General features: G+C 64.1%; 22 protein-coding genes. 15 read left to right on the top strand and 7 right to left on the bottom strand.

Annotated elements, in window-relative coordinates; genetic code table 11:
• Positions 1 to 93: 93 nt before the first annotated feature.
• The 5 genes from BLP76_RS12745 to denD are packed head-to-tail and all read left to right on the top strand — an operon-like array spanning position 94 to position 3,284.
• Positions 94 to 336, top strand: coding sequence for a type II toxin-antitoxin system Phd/YefM family antitoxin (locus BLP76_RS12745; RefSeq protein WP_092813663.1), 243 nt, complete (start codon positions 94 to 96; stop codon positions 334 to 336).
• Entirely contained in the window at positions 333 to 746 is a 414-nt protein-coding gene (locus tag BLP76_RS12740; RefSeq protein WP_092813660.1) for a type II toxin-antitoxin system VapC family toxin, read from the top strand. Before BLP76_RS12745 ends, BLP76_RS12740 begins: the two co-directional genes overlap by 4 nt.
• Before the next feature lie 15 nt (positions 747 to 761).
• On the top strand, positions 762 to 1,586 hold the full coding sequence (locus BLP76_RS12735; RefSeq protein WP_092813657.1) for an isocitrate lyase/PEP mutase family protein: 825 nt from the start codon (positions 762 to 764) through the stop codon (positions 1,584 to 1,586).
• Positions 1,579 to 2,256: a GNAT family N-acetyltransferase gene (locus BLP76_RS12730; RefSeq protein WP_092813812.1), complete on the top strand. Its 678-nt coding sequence runs from the start codon at positions 1,579 to 1,581 to the stop codon at positions 2,254 to 2,256. The genes BLP76_RS12735 and BLP76_RS12730 overlap by 8 nt, the downstream gene beginning before the upstream one ends.
• A gap of 44 nt (positions 2,257 to 2,300) precedes the next feature.
• A complete protein-coding gene (gene denD / locus BLP76_RS12725; RefSeq protein ID WP_092813654.1) occupies positions 2,301 to 3,284 on the top strand; it encodes a D-erythronate dehydrogenase in 984 nt (327 codons plus the stop codon).
• 92 nt (positions 3,285 to 3,376) lie between these two features.
• Here denD and BLP76_RS12720 read toward each other — a convergent pair whose 3' ends face one another.
• Together BLP76_RS12720 and BLP76_RS12715 are read right to left on the bottom strand one after the other, a co-directional pair.
• Positions 3,377 to 4,327: an aldo/keto reductase gene (locus tag BLP76_RS12720; protein WP_092813809.1), complete on the bottom strand. Its 951-nt coding sequence runs from the start codon at positions 4,325 to 4,327 to the stop codon at positions 3,377 to 3,379.
• Between the two features lie 276 nt (positions 4,328 to 4,603).
• Entirely contained in the window at positions 4,604 to 5,527 is a 924-nt protein-coding gene (locus tag BLP76_RS12715) for a polyprenyl synthetase family protein (RefSeq protein ID WP_092813651.1), read from the bottom strand.
• A 52-nt stretch (positions 5,528 to 5,579) separates the two neighbouring features.
• Between BLP76_RS12715 and mtgA the strand changes: the two genes are divergently transcribed.
• The 3 genes from mtgA (at position 5,580) to BLP76_RS12700 (ending at position 8,624) form a co-directional block, all read left to right on the top strand.
• Positions 5,580 to 6,320 (top strand): monofunctional biosynthetic peptidoglycan transglycosylase, encoded by a 741-nt coding sequence (gene mtgA / locus BLP76_RS12710; protein WP_200170608.1) that lies wholly within the window; start codon positions 5,580 to 5,582, stop codon positions 6,318 to 6,320.
• A 133-nt stretch (positions 6,321 to 6,453) separates the two neighbouring features.
• Complete coding sequence (gene rpmF, locus BLP76_RS12705; RefSeq protein ID WP_092813648.1) at positions 6,454 to 6,639, top strand: 50S ribosomal protein L32; 186 nt, start codon at positions 6,454 to 6,456, stop codon at positions 6,637 to 6,639.
• 266 nt (positions 6,640 to 6,905) lie between these two features.
• On the top strand, positions 6,906 to 8,624 hold the full coding sequence (locus tag BLP76_RS12700; RefSeq protein WP_092813645.1) for a diguanylate cyclase domain-containing protein: 1,719 nt from the start codon (positions 6,906 to 6,908) through the stop codon (positions 8,622 to 8,624).
• Positions 8,625 to 8,783: 159 nt separating this feature from the next.
• Here the strand turns inward: BLP76_RS12700 and phaR are convergent, their stop codons facing one another.
• On the bottom strand, positions 8,784 to 9,365 hold the full coding sequence (gene phaR / locus BLP76_RS12695; protein WP_092813642.1) for a polyhydroxyalkanoate synthesis repressor PhaR: 582 nt from the start codon (positions 9,363 to 9,365) through the stop codon (positions 8,784 to 8,786).
• A gap of 278 nt (positions 9,366 to 9,643) precedes the next feature.
• Between phaR and BLP76_RS12690 the strand changes: the two genes are divergently transcribed.
• The 4 genes from BLP76_RS12690 (at position 9,644) to yddG (ending at position 13,729) form a co-directional block, all read left to right on the top strand.
• Entirely contained in the window at positions 9,644 to 10,819 is a 1,176-nt protein-coding gene (locus tag BLP76_RS12690) for an acetyl-CoA C-acetyltransferase (protein WP_092813639.1), read from the top strand.
• Positions 10,820 to 11,064: 245 nt separating this feature from the next.
• The gene (gene phbB, locus BLP76_RS12685) at positions 11,065 to 11,790 is read left to right on the top strand and encodes a beta-ketoacyl-ACP reductase (protein ID WP_092813636.1); all 726 of its coding nucleotides are present in this window, start codon (positions 11,065 to 11,067) and stop codon (positions 11,788 to 11,790) included.
• A 71-nt stretch (positions 11,791 to 11,861) separates the two neighbouring features.
• Positions 11,862 to 12,803 carry a YihY/virulence factor BrkB family protein gene (locus BLP76_RS12680; protein ID WP_092813632.1) on the top strand — a complete coding sequence of 314 codons (942 nt, stop codon included), beginning with the start codon at positions 11,862 to 11,864 and terminating at the stop codon, positions 12,801 to 12,803.
• A gap of 11 nt (positions 12,804 to 12,814) precedes the next feature.
• Positions 12,815 to 13,729, top strand: a complete 915-nt coding sequence (gene yddG, locus BLP76_RS12675) for an aromatic amino acid exporter YddG (RefSeq protein ID WP_092813629.1) — start codon at positions 12,815 to 12,817, stop codon at positions 13,727 to 13,729.
• On the opposite strand, the gene BLP76_RS12670 is transcribed toward yddG, so the two are convergent.
• A complete protein-coding gene (locus tag BLP76_RS12670; protein ID WP_092813627.1) occupies positions 13,678 to 14,109 on the bottom strand; it encodes a cupin domain-containing protein in 432 nt (143 codons plus the stop codon). The genes yddG and BLP76_RS12670 overlap by 52 nt on opposite strands.
• Before the next feature lie 46 nt (positions 14,110 to 14,155).
• Positions 14,156 to 14,926: a hydroxyacylglutathione hydrolase gene (gloB, locus tag BLP76_RS12665; RefSeq protein ID WP_092813624.1), complete on the bottom strand. Its 771-nt coding sequence runs from the start codon at positions 14,924 to 14,926 to the stop codon at positions 14,156 to 14,158.
• Positions 14,927 to 15,108: 182 nt separating this feature from the next.
• Here gloB and BLP76_RS12660 point away from each other — a divergent pair, with 182 nt between their 5' ends.
• Positions 15,109 to 15,849 (top strand): class I SAM-dependent methyltransferase, encoded by a 741-nt coding sequence (locus BLP76_RS12660; RefSeq protein ID WP_092813621.1) that lies wholly within the window; start codon positions 15,109 to 15,111, stop codon positions 15,847 to 15,849.
• Positions 15,850 to 15,868: 19 nt separating this feature from the next.
• On the opposite strand, the gene metW is transcribed toward BLP76_RS12660, so the two are convergent.
• Positions 15,869 to 16,507, bottom strand: coding sequence for a methionine biosynthesis protein MetW (metW, locus tag BLP76_RS12655; RefSeq protein ID WP_420867634.1), 639 nt, complete (start codon positions 16,505 to 16,507; stop codon positions 15,869 to 15,871).
• Positions 16,504 to 17,676 (bottom strand): homoserine O-acetyltransferase MetX, encoded by a 1,173-nt coding sequence (gene metX, locus BLP76_RS12650; RefSeq protein ID WP_092813618.1) that lies wholly within the window; start codon positions 17,674 to 17,676, stop codon positions 16,504 to 16,506. The genes metW and metX overlap by 4 nt, the downstream gene beginning before the upstream one ends.
• Before the next feature lie 136 nt (positions 17,677 to 17,812).
• Between metX and BLP76_RS12645 the strand changes: the two genes are divergently transcribed.
• Both BLP76_RS12645 and hisC read left to right on the top strand, forming a co-directional pair.
• Entirely contained in the window at positions 17,813 to 18,646 is an 834-nt protein-coding gene (locus BLP76_RS12645) for a chorismate mutase (RefSeq protein WP_092813615.1), read from the top strand.
• Positions 18,643 to 19,734 carry a histidinol-phosphate transaminase gene (gene hisC, locus BLP76_RS12640; protein ID WP_092813611.1) on the top strand — a complete coding sequence of 364 codons (1,092 nt, stop codon included), beginning with the start codon at positions 18,643 to 18,645 and terminating at the stop codon, positions 19,732 to 19,734. The genes BLP76_RS12645 and hisC overlap by 4 nt, the downstream gene beginning before the upstream one ends.
• Position 19,735: the final 1 nt, after the last annotated feature.

The following is a 19,735-nucleotide window of genomic DNA, read 5'->3' as shown; positions in this document are numbered from 1 at the left end:
CTGGCGTGAAACGGACGAGCACTTATAGACACGCCGTCTTGTTGAACCAATGCGCCACGCTTATTCTAACAGGCATAGCCTATTGGGTGTCTGATGCGACAGACTGGGACTTTTGAGGCGAAGAATACACTTGGCAGCCTCCTGGACCGTGTCGAGAAGGGCGAAGAAATCGTCATCACGCGGCAGGGCCGGCCGGTTGCGCGTCTCATCCGCGAAACAGGCACGTCCAACCGGGATCAAATCCGCGCCGCAGTTGCCGACATCCTGGAACAGGGCAGGCAGGCCTCGCTCGGCGGATTGAACATACAAGATCTCGTCAGTGAAGGACGACGTTGAGCCTCGTCCTCGACAGCTCAGTTGCACTCTCCTGGTTCTTCAAGGACGAACAGACCGAGATATCCCGCGTGCTGCTTGAGCGCGTCGCCGCCGAAGCGGCCGTTGTCCCCTCTCTCTGGCGCTACGAGATTGCGAACGCGCTGCAGACGGCCATACGTCGACAGCGGATCGACACAGCATTCCGCGATCGGGCGCTAACCAATCTTGCGGCCCTTCCGATCGAGATCGATCCAGAATGCGACGACCAGGCCTGGACGGCGAGCACGACGCTTGCGGAGCGCCATCGGCTCACCGTCTATGATGCGGCATATCTCGAGCTCGCCCAGCGCCGCAGCCTGCCACTCGCGACATTCGACACGGACCTCATTGCTGCCGCCGGTGCGGAAATGGTACCCCTGGCCACGATGTGACCCAAGGGGGGCGAGATGAGCGACAAAGCCGCCACGTTCCGTGCTCTGCACGCCCGCGACAAGCTCTTCATCATGCCCAATCCCTGGGATGCGGGCACGGCAAAGCTCCTCGCCGATCTCGGCTTTGAGGCGCTTGCCACCTCTTCGGCCGCGCTCGCCTGGTCGCTCGGGCGCCCGGATGCCGCCGGCCGTGTGAGCCGGCGGGAGGCACTCGCCCATGCGCAATCGATCGTTTCGGCGACCTCTCTGCCGGTCAACGGCGATCTCGAATCGGGCTACGGCGACACGCCGGAAGAGGTTGGCGAAACCATCCGTCAGGCGATCGATTGCGGTCTCGCCGGCTGTTCGATCGAAGATCTAGATCAAGACGAGCTTTATCCGCTCGACGAGGCACTCCGCCGTTTCGAAGCCGCCAAAGAGGCCGCTGCGAAGGCCAATCCCGATTTCGTCCTGACCGGCCGCACCGAGACTTTTCTCGTCCGCCACGCTGATCCCATCAACGAAGCGGTGAAGCGTCTGCGCGCCTTCGAGGCTGCCGGGGCCGACGTCGTCTATGCGCCGGGCATCACCACGAAAGAGGAGGTGGAAGCCATCGCCGGCGCCGTCTCCGTTCCCGTCAACGTCCTGGGCGGCGTCGGCGGCATCTCCGACGACATCGCGGCCCTCGAAGCGCTCGGCGTGCGCCGTATCTCGATCGGCTCCGGCCTCAATAAGGTGGCACTCGGGGCCTTTCTCGACGCCGCCAATGCCCTCACCCACCGCCGCTTCGCCTTCTCCGCAGCGGCAAAATCCTCCACCCTCGACGGCGCTTTCTCACATTCTCTCGACGATGATGACTGATCTTACTTCCTGGTCTCCCCGCGCCCTCCCGGGCAACAAGGTGCTGGAGGGTCGGCGCGTTCGGCTCGAGCCGCTCGTCTGGTCGGCGCACCGCCAAGGTCTTTTTTCCGCGCTCGGCGGCGCCGCCCATGCCGCCATCTGGCGCTATATGGCGATCGGCCCTTTCGCGTCGGCCGACATCATGGAGCGCGTCTTCTCCGAGGCGATCACCGAAGGCGGCTGGCGCACGCTCGTCATCCGCCGCCTCTCCGACGGCAAGATCGTCGGCATGGCGAGTTATATGCGCAACCGCCCCGATCACGGCTCGACCGAAGTCGGCTCCATCGCCTATTCGCCGCTTCTGCAAAACAGCGCCGGCGGGACCGAGGCGATGGCGCTGATGGCGAGCCACGTCTTCGACGATCTGCGCTATCGCCGCTACGAATGGAAATGCGACGCAGCCAATGCCGCCTCCCGAAGTGCGGCTGAAAGGCTCGGCTTCACCTTCGAAGGCATCTTCCGCCAGGATCTGGTGATGAAGGGCCGCAACCGCGACACGGCCTGGTTCTCCATCATCGACAGCGAATGGCCGGCGCGCCGCGCCGCGCTCACCTCCTGGCTCGATCCGAAGAATTTTGACGAAGACGGGAAACAACTTCGCCGCCTTCAGGATTTCCGCAAGACGGCGTGAGGAAGGCTGCCCGCCCGGGCGGCCCAGAAAAACAAGGAGCCGCCATGCACATTCTCATCACCGGTGCCGCCGGCATGATCGGACGCAAGATTGCCGAGAACCTCGTCACAACGGGCTCGCTCGGCGGCAGGCCGGTGACCAAGATCACGCTTCAGGACATCGTCGAGCCGCACACTTACGGTTCTGAGGAAACCGCGATCTTCCCGGTCGTCGGGGATATGACCGATCATGCCCTGATCGAGCATGTGATGGCTGAACGCCCGGACGTCGTCATCCATCTCGCGGCCGTCGTCTCCGGCGAGGCGGAGGCCGACCTCGACAAAGGCTATCGCGTCAATCTCGATGGCACGCGGGCGCTTCTGGAAGCGATCCGCCGCGCCAATTACGCGCCCCGCGTCGTCTTCGCCTCCTCGATCGCCGTCTACGGACCGCCCTTCGCGGATCCGATCCCGGACGATGTCGAACTGCACCCCCTCACGAGCTACGGCACGGCAAAGGCGATGGGCGAATTGCTCGTCAGCGATTACAGCCGCCGCGGGATCCTCGATGGCATCTCGCTGCGCCTGCCGACGATCTGCGTGCGCCCCGGCAAACCGAACCGCGCCGCATCCGGCTTCTTCTCCTCGATCATCCGCGAGCCGTTGAAGGGCGAAGAGACGGTCCTTCCGGTCGGCGAGGATGTCCGGCACTTTTTCGCAAGCCCGCGCTCGGCGGTAGACTTTTTCCTCCACGCGGCAACGATGGATACGGAAGCGCTCAAAGGCCACCGCGCGCTCGCCATGCCAGGCGTCAGTGCCAGCGTGGGCGAGGAAATCGCCGCGCTCCGGGAGATCGGCGGCGACAAGGTCGTCGCGCTCATTCGCAAAGAGCCGGACGCGACGATCCAAGGCTTCGTCCACAATTGGCCGGCGAACATTGCGGCCCGCCGCGCCCGCGACCACGGCTTTGAGGCCGAGAGCGATTTCGCGGGCATCGTGCGCGCCCATATCGAGGACGAGCACGGCGGCAAGCCGCCAATCCTCGCCTGACGCGGCTCCCTGACGCTTTTGAGGATCAGAGAACCGCCATCGGTTCTCTGATCCCCGTCACCCCATGAAACCCAGGCCGAGAGGCCCCGGCCTCAGCGGCTCGCCTCGTCCAGCGTGCGGACATCCTCGGCCGAAAGCTGCAACTCCGCCGCCTTGGCGAGGCTCTGCAGCTGCTCGCGGCTCGTTGCACTGGCAATCGGCGCCGTCACGCCCTTTCGCGCGATCACCCAGGCAAGCGCCACCTCGGCCGGCTTCGCCTCATGGGCCGCGCCCACTTTGTCGAGCGCATCGAGAATGCGCATGCCGCGATCATCGAGATATTTTTCGACACCGGCGCCGCGCTTGCTCTTCGAGAGATCCTCTTTGGAGCGGTACTTGCCCGAAAGGAAACCGGAAGCGAGGCTGAAATAGGTCACGACACCGATCTCTTCGCGCATGACGAGATCGCGCAATGCCCCGTCGAATTTCGAGCGATCGTAGAGATTGTATTCCGGCTGCAGCACGTCGTAGCGCGGCAGGCCCTTGTCTTCGGCCACCTTCAGCGCTTCGCCAAGCTGCGCGGCGTCGAGATTGGAGGCCCCGACGGCACGGATCTTGCCCGCCTTCAGAAGCTTGTCATAGGCGCCGAGCGTCTCCTCATAGGGCGTGTCGGCATCCGGCCAGTGCGAGAAATAAAGGTCGATATGATCGGTGTTGAGACGTGCGAGCGAATCCTCGACCGCCTGCGTGATCCAGCGCTCCGACAGGCCCTTCTTGCCCTCGCCCATCTCCGAGCCGACCTTGGTGAAGAGAACGATCTTGTCGCGCCGTGACGGGTCGGCCTTCAGCCATTTGCCGATGATCGCTTCCGATTCACCGCCCTTGTTGCCGTCCACCCAGGCCGAATAGACATCCGCCGTATCGATCGTGTTGAGGCCGAGATCGAGCATCCTGTCGAGAAGGTCGAAGCTCGTCGCCTCGTCCGCCGTCCATCCGAAGACGTTGCCGCCGAAGACGACGGGAGAAATCTCAAGCCCGGTTCGTCCCAAAAGCCGCTTGTTCATCTGAAAACTCCATTGCTGGCGGCCGGCATCGAGCTGATCGATGCGGCCGCAAAATGTCCGATGGCAAGAGAGATAGACCGCCCCAGCGGTTACGGAACCGACCGCCCCATTAAAAAAATTCAACAAAAACGCTCCTCACAAAATCCGCAGGAACGTTGTTGCCGGGCGCGTAGAGCCGCGCCCTGGCCGGCCGAAGAGACCCGCCTCAGGCCCCGAACGCCATGCCAGACGAACGCCATGCCGGGCGAACGCCGCAGCAGGCGGAATCTCGACAGCTCAGTGGCTGCGCTGGGCGATGAAGCGGGCGGCCGCCACCAGCGTTTCGCCGCGTTCGCCGTAGCGGCCCATCATCGTCTCCGCCTCGGCGATGGTGGCATCGAGAAGCCGGCGTGCTTCCTCCGCGCCCAGAAGATGCACGAGCGTCGCCTTGCCGGCCGCCTCGTCCTTGCCCGTCGCCTTGCCGGCCTCCTCGCTCGTCGATTGCTTGTCGATGAGATCGTCGGCGATCTGGAAGGCAAGGCCGAGCGCCGCACCGAAATCGCGCGCCACGGCCCGATCCTCCCCGCCCGCACCGGCGAGGCAGGCACCCATCTCGCAGGAGACGGCAATGAGCGCCCCGGTCTTCATGGCCTGCAGATTGCGCACCTGATCGGCGGTCAGCGTCGCATGTTCGGCGGCGAGATCGAGCATCTGGCCGCCCGCCATGCCGCCCGCCCCGGTCGCCTTCGCAAGCATCAAGACGAGTTCGGAACGCACCATGGCATCCGCATGCGTCTCAGGATCGGCGAGAAGCTGGAACGACAAAGTGAGAAGCGTGTCGCCGGCGAGAATGGCCGTCGCCTCGTCGAAGGCGCGGTGCACGGTCGGCAGACCGCGACGAAGATCGTCATTGTCCATCGCCGGCAGATCGTCGTGGATGAGCGAATAGGTGTGCAGGCATTCAACCGCCGCACCGGCCCGGAGAAACTCGTCGTCGCTGCCGAAAAGGCGCGCCGTTTCGCTGAGGAGGAAGGGTCTGAGCCGCTTGCCGCCGGCAAGAAGCGCATGGCGCATGGCCGCAATGAGGCGCTCCGGCGCGGCCCCGACGGCATCGAGCCGCTCAGGCTGTAAGACGGCGTCGAGCTCGCCGTTGAGGCGCTCGACAAACGCGGTGTGGACCGGAAGAAAGCGGCTGGGATTTGCTGATGTTGTGATTGTCATGATTTTGCAGCAAGCAGGAAGGTGAGGACGGCACAGAGATCAGTTGCAGGCAATGACGGAAGAAAGCAACGCGACAGCACCCCGCGGGGCGGAGCCGGAGGAGATGCGGCCACGCAAGCGGCGCCGATCCTGGTTTCGTCGTCTCGTCCTGACGCTCCTCCTTGTCCTGTGCCTGCCGCTTTTTCTCATTCCGATCTATTCCATCGTCAACCCGCCGGTAACCACGCTGATGCTGGTCAAGCGTCTCGGCGGCGCGCCAATTGAGCGCAGATGGGTCCCCCTCGACGATATCTCCCCCAATCTCGTCAATGCGGTGGTGATGGCCGAGGACGCAAAATTCTGCCGCCATCACGGCATCGATCTCGGCGAATTGCGCGCCGCCTGGCGCGAGGCGCAGAAAGGCGGCGAAATGCGCGGCGCCAGCACCATCACCATGCAGACGGTCAAGAACCTGTTTTTGTGGCCGAGCCGCTCTTACGTCCGCAAGGCGGTGGAATTTCCGCTCGCACTCTATGCCGATTTCGTCCTGTCGAAGCGGCGCATTCTGGAAATCTACCTGAATGTCGTCGAATGGGACCGCGGCATCTACGGCGCCGAGGCTGCGGCCCAGCATTATTTCAACCGCCCTGCGGCAAGCCTCACACGAGCCGAAGGGGCACGTCTCGCCGCAACCCTGCCGGCCCCGGACCTGCGCAACCCGGCCAATCCCGGCCCGGTGACGCGCGATCTCGCCAGGCTCTTTGCCCGTCGCGCCGCCGCGGCCGGGCCGCATATCGACTGCCTGAAGAAGTAGTTGCGCGCTATTTTCATCGAACCGCTGGCCAAAACGCCTTTGAAGGGTTATATGGCCGCCAAACGTCGAGCCTGCATGTCGCGGGCCGTCCGGCTATGGGCGTTGCCCGCTAAATCCATTCACGGAGCTTGAAATGGCTGTTCCGAAAAGAAAAACCACGCCGATGAAGCGCGGCTTCCGGCGTTCCGCAGACGGGCTGAAGCAGCCCGCCTATGTCGAAGACAAGGATTCCGGCGAACTTCGCCGCCCGCATCATATCGACCTGAAGTCCGGCAAGTACCGCGGACGTCAGATCCTCGAGCCGAAGGCATCCGTCTAACGGTTCGATTTCGGGCTCAAAGCTCGAAAGTTTTGTGAAGGCCGGCCTCGCGCCGGCCTTTTCTTTATTTGGGTCTTTCGCATCCGGTCGTTTCGCGCTCGGGCCAGCCCGTCTCCGGATGCGGGCGTCGCCGAAACTCTGCCGCCTGCGACCCTCCGCCTCATGCCGGGGAACGAGACAGAACAATCCGGTTACGTTTCTTAACCGGCGATTTATCCGGCTCTGCCACAATTGCCTCTGGTCGCGGGGGAAAAGGGCCGGCGGGATTGGCAAAACGCAGCACGAAGAATGTCGCGGGTTCGCGTGGCGACTACGTGCCGGATACAACGCCGGTGGTGGCCGCACCGCCCGCATCTCAGCATCCCGCAGCCGGTGCCACCGCACAGGCGATCCTGACCGAAATCGGCGAAACCGTCTACGAGTGGGATCTCGCCACCGATAAGCTGCGCTGGGCGAGCAACGCGGCCGGCGCCCTCGGCATTCCCAATCTCCGCAAGATCGAAAACGGCCGCGATTTCGAGACCCTCGTCGATCCCGACAGTCTGATGAACCGCACCCAGGCGGTGCGCCACGCGATCGCCGTCGATTACGGCGACGGCGTGCCTTACGAAGTCACCTACGCTTTGCGCGTCGGCAGCGAAGGCAACAAGCGCAAGATCTGGGTCCGTGACCGGGGTCGCTGGTACGGCAACCACGAAGGCGAGCCGGTTCTCGCCCGTGGCGCGGTCCGCGTGCAACCAGCCGGTCCCGGCGATCAGCAAGAGGCCGAAAGGCCCCGCTTCTTTAAGGAGCGCGCCAATTTTCTGCGGCTCTTGGAAGACACGCTCGCCGTCTCCCAGCACTACGCCGTTCCCTTCATCCTCGCCGTCGTCTCGATCGACAATCTCAAACTGGCGTCCGAGACCTACGGGCCGCAGATCATCGACCCGATCCTGCAGGAATTCTCCACCACGATCGAAAAGACCGTGCGCGACACGGATGTGGTCGGCGAACTCGCCGAGGGCGAGATCGGCATCATCTTGAACCGCATCGATCCACAGGAGGCGGAGACGGCCGTTCAGCGCATCGCCGAGCGCATGATGACGGTCACCGTCCCGCTGCGCGACCGTGTCGTCGTGCCGGTCGTCTCCGTCGGCGCGCTCGTCGTCTCCGGCACCGAAGCCGACAGCATGCGCGATTGTCTCGACGCCGTGCGCCGCGCACTCACGCGCGCCCAGAAGGCCGGCGGCGGCCATCTCGTCATCGACAGGGCCGACGAGCCCGGCATCGGCGAGCCCCAGAAGGCGCGCGAAGACGATGTCGACGAGCTTCTGCGCACCGTGCGCGAAGGCCGCCTCATCCTGTCGCAGATCCCCGTGCGCGATGCTGAGACCGGCAAGACGGTCTTTCTGCATCTTGCACCGCATCTTTTGAACGAGGACGGTGACCTCGTCCCCGCCACCAAGGCCGTCGACCGCGCCGAAGGATTGGGCTTCGCGCAGCTCGTCGACATGCGCCTCCTTTATCTGGCGCGTGAACGCCTCGCAGCCGCGCCGAAGCAGCGTTTCTGCCTCGGCGTCTCCACCGGCGCGCTGTTGAACGAAGTCTGGCTCGCCAATCTGGAGCGCATCCTGCGCGAGACCTCGGGCGCCCCGGACCGCCTCATCGTCGCCGTGCCTTTCGACACGCTGCTCGCCCGCGGCGAGGAGGCCGCGGAACTCGTGGAGAGCGTGCGCAGCCTGGGCGCGAAACTTGCCGTACGCCGTTTCGATGGCCGCTTCTGGGATGCGCGGCCTTTGGGGCAGATGGGGATCGAATTCCTGGAGCTTGCGCTTGCGCAACTGCGCCTGGATGAGGCGGAAGCCGAGGAGCGCGCCTGGAAGAGCACGGCCGATCTCGTCGCAGCGATGGGACTGAAGGCCCTCGTCTCCGGCACCGCATCCGCGGAGGAAGAGGCGCGCTTGGCAAAAGCCGGCTTCCCTCTCATCGAAAAGAAGCCGGCCTGATTTCGTCCCACTGATTGCCCGAACTGCGCGGCACCGCCGCAAAAGCTCCGGTGCGGCCCCAGATCAGAGAGATCGGACCGGAGAGATCGGGCCGGCCAAATCGGACCGGCCAAATCGGACCGGGAAGATCAGCTCAGGATCCCGCGCCGCAACAATCGCCTATTGCTTGCGCTCGCTCGCGATCGTCTCGATCGTGCGCTGCATCTCGCGAAGCTGTTCGCGCAGCGCCTCGATCTCCTCCGCCTGGCCTTCCGCCGTGCGCGGTGCCGTCCGTGCGGAAGCCCCCGAACCCGCCTGCGGGAAAGGCGTGAACATGCGCATCGCCTCGGTGAACATGTCCATATTGCGCCGCGCCTGCTCTTCCATTGCGCCGAAGGTATCGCCCTTGAGCGCCCGGCTCATCTGGTCGCGCAGCTTGTCCTGGTTGCGGCCGAAGGCCGACAACGAGGTTTCGAGGTAGGTGGGCAGGAAGGTCTGCATGCTGTCGCCGTAATACCGGATCAGCTGACGCAGAAAGGCGATCGGCAAAAGATGCTGGCCCTTGTTTTCCTGCTCGAAGATGATTTGGCCGAGGACGCCACGTGTAATGTCCTCGCCTGTCTTGGCATCGGTGACAGTAAAATCTTCGCCGGCCTTCACCATCTCGGCGAGATCTTCCAACGTCACATAGGTCGAGGTGCCTGTGTGGTAGAGACGCCGATTGGCGTATTTCTTGATAACGGTTGGGGTCTCTTGGCTCATGCAGTGCTGGTTTCCGCTTTGGAACTCATTCGCCTTCAGAGGGCAGGATAACGGGAAATAGGCAGTCGTTGCCAATTCTTTTTGCAGCGCCCAACAGCGCGAAGGCCACGCTTTGCCTGAAATCCCCACCCTTTTGCGCAAAAGCCCGGCTCTACCCCTCGTTGACAGCCCAGCCCGCCGCGCTCTTTAACTTTGTATTGGCGGGCCGACGAATGCTGCTTTTTTTGCCTTAGCGATCGACAATCGCCCCATGAACAGGCCCGAAAGAGGAGGAGCTTTTGCCCAATATCGTTATTGCGAGTGCCGCACGCACCCCGGTTGCATCGTTCAACGGCGCCTTTGCCAGCGTGCCGGCGCACGATCTCGGCGCGGTGGCCATCAAGGGCGCGTTGGAACGTGCCGGCGTGGCGCCGGAGGAGGTGACGGAAGTCATCCTCGGACAGATCCTCACCGCTGCTCAGGGTCAGAATCCGGCCCGCCAGGCCTCAATGGCCGCCGGCTGCCCGAAAGAGACGACGGCCTGGGGCATCAATCAGCTCTGCGGTTCCGGCCTGCGCGCCGTCGCGCTCGGCATGCAGCAGATCGCCCAGGGGGATGCCGATATCATCGTGGCCGGCGGCCAGGAATCCATGTCGATGGCCCCGCATGCGGCCTATCTCCGGCAGGGCGTGAAGATGGGCGACTACAAGATGGTCGATACCATGCTGAGGGACGGGCTCCTCGATGCCTTCAACGGCTACCATATGGGCGTGACGGCCGAGAACGTCGCCCGTCAGTGGCAGATCACCCGCGAACAGCAGGACAGTTTCGCCGTCGCCTCGCAGAACAAGGCCGAAGCCGCGCAAAAGGCCGGCCGCTTCAAGGATGAGATCGTCCCCGTCACCGTGAAGGGCCGCAAGGGCGACACGGTCGTCGAAGACGACGAATATATCCGCGCCGGAACGACGATCGACAAGGTCTCCGCCCTGCGCCCGGCCTTCGACAAGGAAGGCTCCGTCACCGCCGGCAACGCCTCCGGCATCAACGACGGTGCCGCAGCCACCGTCATCATGACGGCGGAAATGGCCGAAAAACGCGGCATCGAGCCGCTTGCCCGCATCGTCTCCTGGGCGACTGCCGGCGTCGATCCGGCGGTGATGGGCACGGGCCCGATCCCGGCCTCGCGCCGGGCCTTGGAAAAGGCCGGCTGGACGATTGAAGATCTCGATCTCGTGGAGGCCAACGAGGCCTTTGCCGCGCAGGCCTGTGCGGTCAACAAGGATCTCGGCTGGAACACGGAGATCGTCAACGTCAATGGCGGCGCCATCGCCATCGGCCATCCGGTCGGCGCCTCCGGCGCGCGCGTCTTGACGACACTCCTCTTCGAGATGCAGCGCCGCGACGCCAAGAAGGGGCTCGCCACCTTGTGCATCGGCGGCGGCATGGGCATCGCCATGTGCGTGGAGCGTCCTTAAGCGCCATCACGCCCCGCCGCGCAGGCGCGGCGGGCGATCGCGCAAATCCGTGATTGACGGAGGCGCCTCTCCGGCGCCTCCGCGGGCATTCGTCATGGCGCCGCGCGAAATGTATATTCTTAGCACAAAGAAATTTCACGCGTGTTATGCATGAATGCCCTTGCTCTGAGGAAGGTTTTCGTCATCCTGTGAACATATCGAAACGGTAACGAGCTCTTAGAGGAGCCACTGACGGGGGGAAATACATGGCACGGACTGCGTTAGTCACAGGCGGGACCCGCGGCATCGGCGCCGCCATTGCAAAGGCACTGAAAGATGCCGGCTATCAAGTCGCGGCGAATTATTGCGGCAACGACGAAAAGGCCGCTTCCTTCAAGGAAGAGACCGACATTCCCGTCTTCAAATGGGACGTCTCCAACGAAGAGGCCTGCGCCCAGGGCGTGCGCCAGGTCGAAGAAGAGCTCGGGCCCATCGACATTCTGGTCAACAATGCCGGCATCACCCGCGATGCCATGTTTCACAAGATGACCGGCGAGCAATGGCACAAGGTGATCGAGACCAATCTCGGATCGCTCTTCAACATGTCTCGCCCGGTCTGGGACGGCATGCGCGAGCGCGGCTTTGGCCGCATCATCAACATCTCGTCGATCAACGGCCAACGCGGCCAGATCGGCCAGGTGAATTATTCCGCCTCGAAGGCCGGCGAGCTCGGCTTCACCAAGGCGCTCGCCCAGGAAGGCGCGCGCAAGGGCATCACCGTCAACGCCATCACCCCGGGCTACATCGCCACCGAGATGATCAAGGCCGTGCCTCAGGAAGTGATGGACAAGCAAATTTTGCCGCAAATCCCCATCGGCCGCCTCGGCGAACCGGAGGAAGTCGCCCGCATCGTCGTCTTTCTCGCATCCGATGATGCCGGCTTCATCACCGGCTCGACCTTGACGGCCAACGGTGGCCAGTACATGCCCTGATAGATCGGCTGCAGACGGCAAGGGCATGCGGTCGTTCAGGTTTCACGACCCGCCCTTGCTGATGGGCTATCATGGCAATTGGCGACAGCAAGGAGATCTGGCCCGTTCGTCTGGTCCGACTGATCTGGCGCGCCATCCGCTTTCTGTGGCGCGTCAATCTCAACGCCATCTCCGGGCTGTTGCGCCATGACGGCATCATGCTGGCGAGCGCCATCGCCTTTTCGCTGATCTTTGCGCTCTTTCCGTTTCTCCTGTTCCTGATTGCGCTCGCCGGCGTCTTCGGCGGCCAGGAACTCGCCGATTATCTCACCCGGGAAGCCTTCCACGTCATGCCCGAGCACATGGTGAGAACCATCGAGCCGGAGGTGAACCGGGTGCTCGACAGCCGCAATGGCGGCCTCATCACCATCGGCCTTCTGGTCACGCTCGTCTCCATCACCGGCGCCGTGGAGGCCGTACGCGAAGCCCTCAACAAGGCCTATCGCTGTTCCGATCGGCGCAATTTTCTGCATCGCTATGGCGGCAGCGTCATCTTCGTCTTCCTCGGCATGGCGTTTTTGATCATCGTCTCGGCGCTCGGTGTCGCCCTGCCGATCTGGCTCGCCGTGGTGCGCGCCTATTTCCCCGATCAGGCGCTCTATCAGGAGATGATCTCCGTCGGCGGCCGCGTGATCCTCTTCCTGGTCATGGTCGCGATGCTGACCTCCGTGCACATCTTCCTTCCGGCCAACCACCGCCGCGTGCGCGTCCTCGCCTCGGGCGTCATCCTGACGGTCGCGCTCTGGTGGGTGGCGGGACGCATCTTCTCCTTCTATGTCTCCGTCTTCGCCAATTATTCCGCCACCTATGCCGGCCTCGGCGGCATCGTTGCCTTGATGTTCTTCCTCTATATCCAGGCGCTCATCTTCCAGTATGGAGCGGAGCTCAACCGTGCCATTGATGACGAGATCACCAACCGCAAGGAAACCTGGATGATGCGCCACCAACTCAAACTGCCCTTCGGTCGGCGCTGAGGAGCTGCCGCATGAGCCGATCCCTCGCCACCGCGCTTGGCACGACCGCCATCTTGATGTGGGCTTTGCTGGCCCTCTTCACCGCCGCGAGCGGCGATGTTCCGCCCTTCCAGCTCGCCGCCCTCACCTTCACGGTCGGCACCGCGATCGGCTTCATCTGGCTTTGGGCCAAGGGCCGGTTTCATGAATTGCGGCAGCCGCTCTCCGTCTGGGTCTTCGGCACGGTCGGCCTCTTCGGCTATCACGCGCTCTATTTCACCGCGCTCAGAAACGCCCCGCCGGTGGAAGCGGGCCTCATCGCCTATCTCTGGCCGCTTCTGATCGTCGTCTTTTCGGCGCTTCTGCCGGGTGAAAAGCTGCGCTGGTATCATCTCGTGGGCGCGCTTCTCGGCCTCTCCGGCACGGTGCTCATCGTCACGCGCGGCGAGAGCCTGAGCTTCGATCCGCGCTACACGCTCGGCTATGTCGCAGCGCTTGGCTGCGCCCTCACCTGGTCGAGCTATTCCGTGCTGTCGCGCCGCCTCGCCTCGGTGCCGACCGGCATCGTCGCCGGCTATTGCCTGACGACGGCGATCGGGGCGGCGATCGCGCATCTTCTCTTCGAGACGACGGTATGGCCGGCAGACGGGGGCGAATGGCTTGCCGTCCTCGGCCTCGGCCTGATGCCTGTCGGCGCGGCCTTCTATGTCTGGGACATCGGCGTGAAGCGCGGCGACATCCAGCTCCTCGGCGTGACGAGCTATGCCGCGCCGCTTCTCTCCACGATCATCCTGATTGCGGCCGGCTACGGCGTGCTGACGCCGCAGATCGCCATCGCCGCCCTCCTCATCACCGGCGGCGCCCTTCTTGCCGCAAGGGGCGGGCGCCTCTCGCGTCAGAGACCGGGTTCGAACCCGGCTTCCGCCAGCTCGAACGCCTCGAACTGAAAGCCGGGCGCCACGCTGCATCCGACGAGCGTCCAGGCGCCGAGACTTTCCGCCGCCTGCCAGGCAAAGGCGGGCACCACGCATTGCGGTCGCTCGCCGGCGAGGAGATCGGGGCCAAGGCGATGCCGACGCCGCGTCATCCCCTCTTCGGCGATCTCGAGCGCGAGCGGCGCTCCGGCGTAATAATGCCAGGCCTCACTCGCATCGATCCGGTGCCAGTGCGAGCGCTCGCCCGCCGCCAGAAGGAAATAGATGAGCGTGCCGGCGGGCCGCCCGCCAGCCTCCCTCTCATCTCGAAAAGTCTCCAGAAAATGCCCGCCTTCCGGATGCGGCGTGAGCTTGAGGAGCGCAATCACCTCCTCCGCGCTCAGGCCCTCCATCCGACCGCCGGCCCGGTCTTCTCCCGGCATCGTTTCCGCCCGTCGCTCAGAAATTGTCCTTGCGCTTGCGCGTCTCCGCAAAGACAGCGACAGGCTCCTCGCCTTCCATGCCGATCGCCTTCTGGAATTCCGGATCATCGGCCCGCAGGAACGGATTGGTCGCCTTTTCGAGCGCGATCGTCGTCGGCAGCGTCGCCTGGCCGTCCTGGCGCAGCGCTTCGACTTCCGTCTTCCGCTCGGCGAGCTTTTCGTTGTCGGGATCGACGCTGACGGCGAATTCCGCGTTGGCGAGCGTATATTCGTGCCCGCAATAGACGACGGTCTCGTCCGGCAGCGCGCGCAGCTTCTGAAGAGAAGTCCACATCTGCTCGGCCGAGCCTTCGAAGACCCGACCGCAGCCGAGCGCAAACAGCGTATCGCCGGCGAAGGCGACGCCATCTTCAGTGAAATAATAGGCGAGATGGTCGAGCGTATGCCCGGGCGTCTCCAGCACCTGGATGGTGCGGCCGGCCCATTTGAACGTCTCGCCGTCCTCCACCGTCTTGTCGTAGAGGCCGGTCGCGGCGGCACTCTTGCGCGGACCGATGGTGCGCGCGGAAAACGTCTCGCGCAGCGCCGGCACGCCCTCGATATGGTCGAAATGCTTGTGGGTCACGAAAATATCTGTGAGCACCCAGCCGCGCGCCTGCAGCGCCTCGATGATGGGATCGGCTTCGGGCGCATCGATGGCCGCCGTCGCCCCCGAATCAGGGTCATGCACCAGCACGGCATAATTGTCCGAACGGGCCGGAAACTGAACGATTTCGAGTGCCGCCAAGGCGTTCTCCTTCTCGATTGGGTTGCGCTGGACGCTCGGTGTTGGCGTTAGGTGTTGGCGAGCGGCCAGTATAGGACGATATTTCCCGCCATGAAGCCGTGAGCAAGGCATGCTAGACGATGGGGCGCAGTTTAATCCCAGTGCCACGGCGCTGACGGAGGAAGGTCTGGCAGGTTCTCGTGATGCATCTTGACGTCGTCGATCTGCGCGAATTCTACGCAAGCCTTCTCGGCAGAATGGTGACGCGGCATGTGCGCGACAGCATGCACCGGCTGATCAATGTCGGGCCGAGCGATCGCGTCCTGGGTCTTGGCTTCGCCACCCCCTATCTCGGCCCGCAGCTCGGTCGGGCCGAACGTGTCTTCGCCTTCATGCCGGCACCGCAGGGCGTCATGGAATGGCCCTGCGCCAGCCGTTCGGCGACGGCCCTCGTGGAGGAGACCTGCCTGCCCCTGCCCGATGCCGCCATCGATCTCGCCATTCTCGTCCATGCGCTCGAAACCTCGTCGCAACCGCCGGAACTGATGGCGGAGATGCGCCGCGTTCTCACCAACAACGGCCGCGTCTTCATCGTCGTTCCCAATCGCCAGGGCGCCTGGGCACGCGTCGAGACCTCGCCCTTCGGCTATGGCCGCCCCTATTCGCGCAGCCAGCTGAAATCGCTCCTGCAGGAAACCGGCTTCAACGTCACCGCTTGGACGACCGCGCTCCATATGTGGCCGACGCAAAGCCGCTCGCTCCTCAGCCTGTCGCCCGCCATCGAAAAGCTCGGCCGCAATCTCTGGCCAGCGTTTTCCGGCGTCACCTGCGTCTATGCGCAAAAGGTGGTGATGCCGGCGACGACGGTAAAGGCGAAACGGGCGTTCCGCCCGGCGCTGAAGCCGGCGCTTCAGCCGGGCGTCGGCATGATCGACGCGACCTGAGCTCAGGCCTCGCGGAAACCTAACCGCGGCTTAAAACGAACACCGCCTGCTCGCCGAAGAGGTTCCAGATCGTCCAGGGCGCCGTCTGCGTCATCCGCTTGCCTTCCCCGTAAAGACAGACCGCATCCTCGATCTTGGCATCGATCTCGCCCGTCAGGGTGAGAAAATCCTTGATCGTGCAGAAATGGATATTCGGCGTGTCGTACCAGCTATAGGGCAGGTTGGAGGTGATCGGCATCCGTCCCCAGACCATGAACTGGCTGCGGATGCGCCAATTGCCGAAATTCGGGAACGACACGATCGCCCGCCGGCCGATGCGCAGAAGATTCTCCACGACCGTGCGCGGATTGCGCGTCGCCTGCAGCGTCTGGCTCAAAATGGCAAAATCGAAGGCGCCGTCCGGGTAGGTTTCGAGATCGCGGTCCGCGTCGCCCTGAATGACGGATAGCCCCTCGGCCACCGCCTGATTCACGCCCCTTTGCGACAATTCGATGCCGCGCCCGTCGACGCCCTTTTCCTGGGCGAGGAGCTTCAGAAGCGCCCCGTCGCCGCAGCCGACATCGAGAACCCGCGAACCGGGACTGACGAAGCCGGCGATGACACGCAGATCGACGCGGTCCGGATCCGCCGCCATGGTCGCCAATTGCATCTCGCTCATTCCGCCAGCCCCCTGACCCGTGCTGCACCGCGCAGAAAGCCGGAGACGGTGCGAAACAGCTCCGGCTCGTCGAGCAGGAAGGCGTCGTGGCCGCGATCCGTCTCCACCTCCACGAAGGAGACATTGGCACCCGACGCATTGAGCGAATGCACGATCGAACGGTTCTCGGCCGTCGGAAACAGCCAGTCGCTGCTGAAGGAGATCACGCAAAAGCGCGACGTGGCCCCCCGGAAAGCATCCGCCAGCCGCCCGCGATAATCCTTGGCCAGGTCGAAATAATCCATCGCCCGCGTCAGATAGAGATAGGAGTTCGCGTCGAAGCGCTCGACGAAGGTCATCCCCTGGTGGCGCAGATAGGATTCGATCTGGAAATCGGCATCGAAGCCGAAGGTCAGCGCCTCGCGGTCCTGCAGATGCCGGCCGAATTTGTGGTGCAGCGCGCTCTCCGACAGATAGGTGATGTGCGCCGCCATGCGCGCCACGGCGAGTCCCTTCGCCGGCCGCTTGCCGAGCGTCAGATATTTGCCGCCGCACCAATCGGGATCGGCCATCACCGCCTGCCGGCCGACTTCGTTGAAACCGATATTCTGCGAGGTGTGGCGCGGCGCGGTCGCGATCGGGATCGCGGCAAAGACGCGCTCGGGATAGCTGACGGCCCATTGCAGGACCTGCATGCCGCCCATCGAGCCGCCGACCACCGCAAACAATTTCTCGATGCCGAGCTCGTCGACGAGCCGCGCCTGCGCCCGCACCATGTCACGCACGGTGATGACCGGCAGATCGAGCGCATAGGGCTCGCCGTTCGCAGGATTCGACGAGGCGGGTCCCGTTGAACCCATGCAGCCGCCGAGCACATTTGCGCAGATGACGAAATAGCGGTCCGTGTCGATCGGCCGGCCCGGCCCCACCATCAAGGACCACCAGCCGGCCTTGCCGGTCACCGGATGCTCGTTGGCGACATGCTGATCGCCGGTCAGCGCATGGCAGACCAGAATGGCGTTCGATTTGTCGGCGTTGAGCGTCCCGTAGACCTGATAGGCGATCTGAAAGCTCGGCAGCGCATCGCCGCCGTCGAGCGCAAGGGTCTCCGCAAAAGCCATGCAGAGGCTTGAAGGGCAATCCACCTGCCGGGCAGCGGCGGTGGCGTGATTTGGCACACCGGCATCCATAGCGACGTTCCTTCGGTGGTTGAGCGGCTTAGGAAGCGAGCTTCGCGCCTGTCAATCTTTTCTTTGCGTCCGGCCGGCCGGCTCGCTATGCAGCGAAGCGAAGAAACCCGCCGCTTATTGAGACCGGATACCACCCATGAGCGCCATGGCACCCGACGCGCTTGCCAAAATCCGCCAGCGTATCGACGACATCGACGAAGAGGTCCATCGCCTCCTGATCGAACGCAGCGCCGTGATCGACGAACTCATCCATATCAAGGGAACGAGCGCGCCGGGAGCGGCCTTCCGCCCCGACCGGGAAGCGCACATGATGCGGGCGCTCGTCATGCGTCACGAAGGCATTCTGCCGCTTGCGACCGTCGAGCACATCTGGCGCGAGGTGATCTCCACCTTCACCGCGATGCAGGCACCCTTCCGCATCTTGATCGGCCAGTCGACGGACCCCGCCGCCCTGCAGGATCTCGTGCGCTTTCAGTTCGGCTTTTCCGTGCCGGCAGAGGCGGCCGCGAGCGACGCCGACGCCCTTGCCGCTTTGCGCCGCGACGGCGATCTCATCGCCATCTTGTCTCCCCACTCGCCCGGACGCTGGTGGCGGGATTTCGACGGTGAGGATCTGCAGATCTTCGCGCGTCTGCCCTTCATCATCGCTCCGAACCATCCCGTCCAGGCCGAAGCCTATGTCGCCGGCCCCAAGCTTTCCGTGCCGCCGGAGGCCGATATTCGGCTTTGGCGCATGCAGGCGACGGGGGCTTTCGAAAAAACTCTGTCCGCGTTCAACGCCCGCATCGTCACGCGCGAAGACGACGAGATCCTCGTCGAAATTTCGGGCGCGATCTCCCACGCCGCTTTGTGCGCGGAAGCTGCAAAACGCGGCGCGACCTTTTCCGAGCCCGTGGAGCTCGGCTCCTTCGCCGCACCGATCCATTTCGTCGGCCAGGAGGAAGAACAGACGGAAGAAGACCAGGTATGAGCACCAAGGCTCTCACGCCCCGCAAAGGCGTCCTCGATATCGCCGCCTATGTGCCGGGCGATAGCGGGGATGGCGGCCGGGAGACGTTCAAACTCTCCTCCAACGAAACCCCGCTTGGCCCGAGCCCGGCGGCGGTGGAAGCGTTTCGTTCGCTCGCCGGCGACCTGCATCTTTATCCCGACGGCTCGGCCCGCAAGCTGCGCGAGGCGATCGCCGCCACTCATGGTCTCAATCCCGACCGCATCCTCTGCGGCAACGGCTCCGACGAGATCCTGACGCTTGCCGCCCAGACATTCCTCTCGCCGGGCGACGAGGCGATCTATCCGCAGTACGGATTTCTCGTCTACCGCATCGCCATCCTGTCGGCCGGCGCAACGCCGGTCGTGGCGCCGGAAAAAGACCTCACCGTCGACGTCGATGCGATCCTCGCCTGCGTCACGGAGAAGACGCGGCTCGTCTATCTCGCCAATCCGAGCAACCCGACGGGCACCTATCTGCCCTTCTCGGAGATCCGCCGCCTGCAGCGCGGCCTCCCGGCGAACGTCCTTCTCGTCCTCGATGCTGCCTATGCCGAATATGTCCGGCGCAACGATTACGAGAGCGGCATCGAGCTGGCCGGCGAAGCGCCGAACGTCCTGATGACGCGCACCTTCTCCAAGATCTACGGGCTCGCCGCGCTCAGGATCGGCTGGGCCTATGGTCCGGCCCCGGTCATCGAGCTCCTCAACCGCACGCGCGGCCCCTTCAACGTGTCGGCGCCCTCGCTTGCCGCCGGTGCGGCGGCGATGGCCGACCGCGCCCATGTCGAGACGGCGATCGCCCACAACGAAAAATGGCTGCCCTGGGTGAGCGAAGAACTTGAAAAGCTCGGCCTGTCAGTGACGCCGAGCGCCGGCAATTTCATCCTCATCCACTTCCCTGACACTGCGGAAAAGAATGCCGAAGCCGCCGATAAGGCTCTGCGGGCCGAAGGCTGCATTCTGCGCCGGGTGGCGGGCTATGGTCTTCCCAACGCACTGCGCATGAGCATCGGCACGGAAGCGGCCAACCGTAAGGTGGTGGACGTGCTCACCCGCTTCTTCGCCTGAT

It is taken from the genome of Afifella marina DSM 2698, from assembly GCF_900102695.1.
Classification (GTDB): domain Bacteria; phylum Pseudomonadota; class Alphaproteobacteria; order Rhizobiales; family Afifellaceae; genus Afifella; species Afifella marina.
The sequence above is the reverse complement of the archived record's forward strand: the minus strand, read 5'-3'. Positions and strand labels throughout refer to the sequence as shown.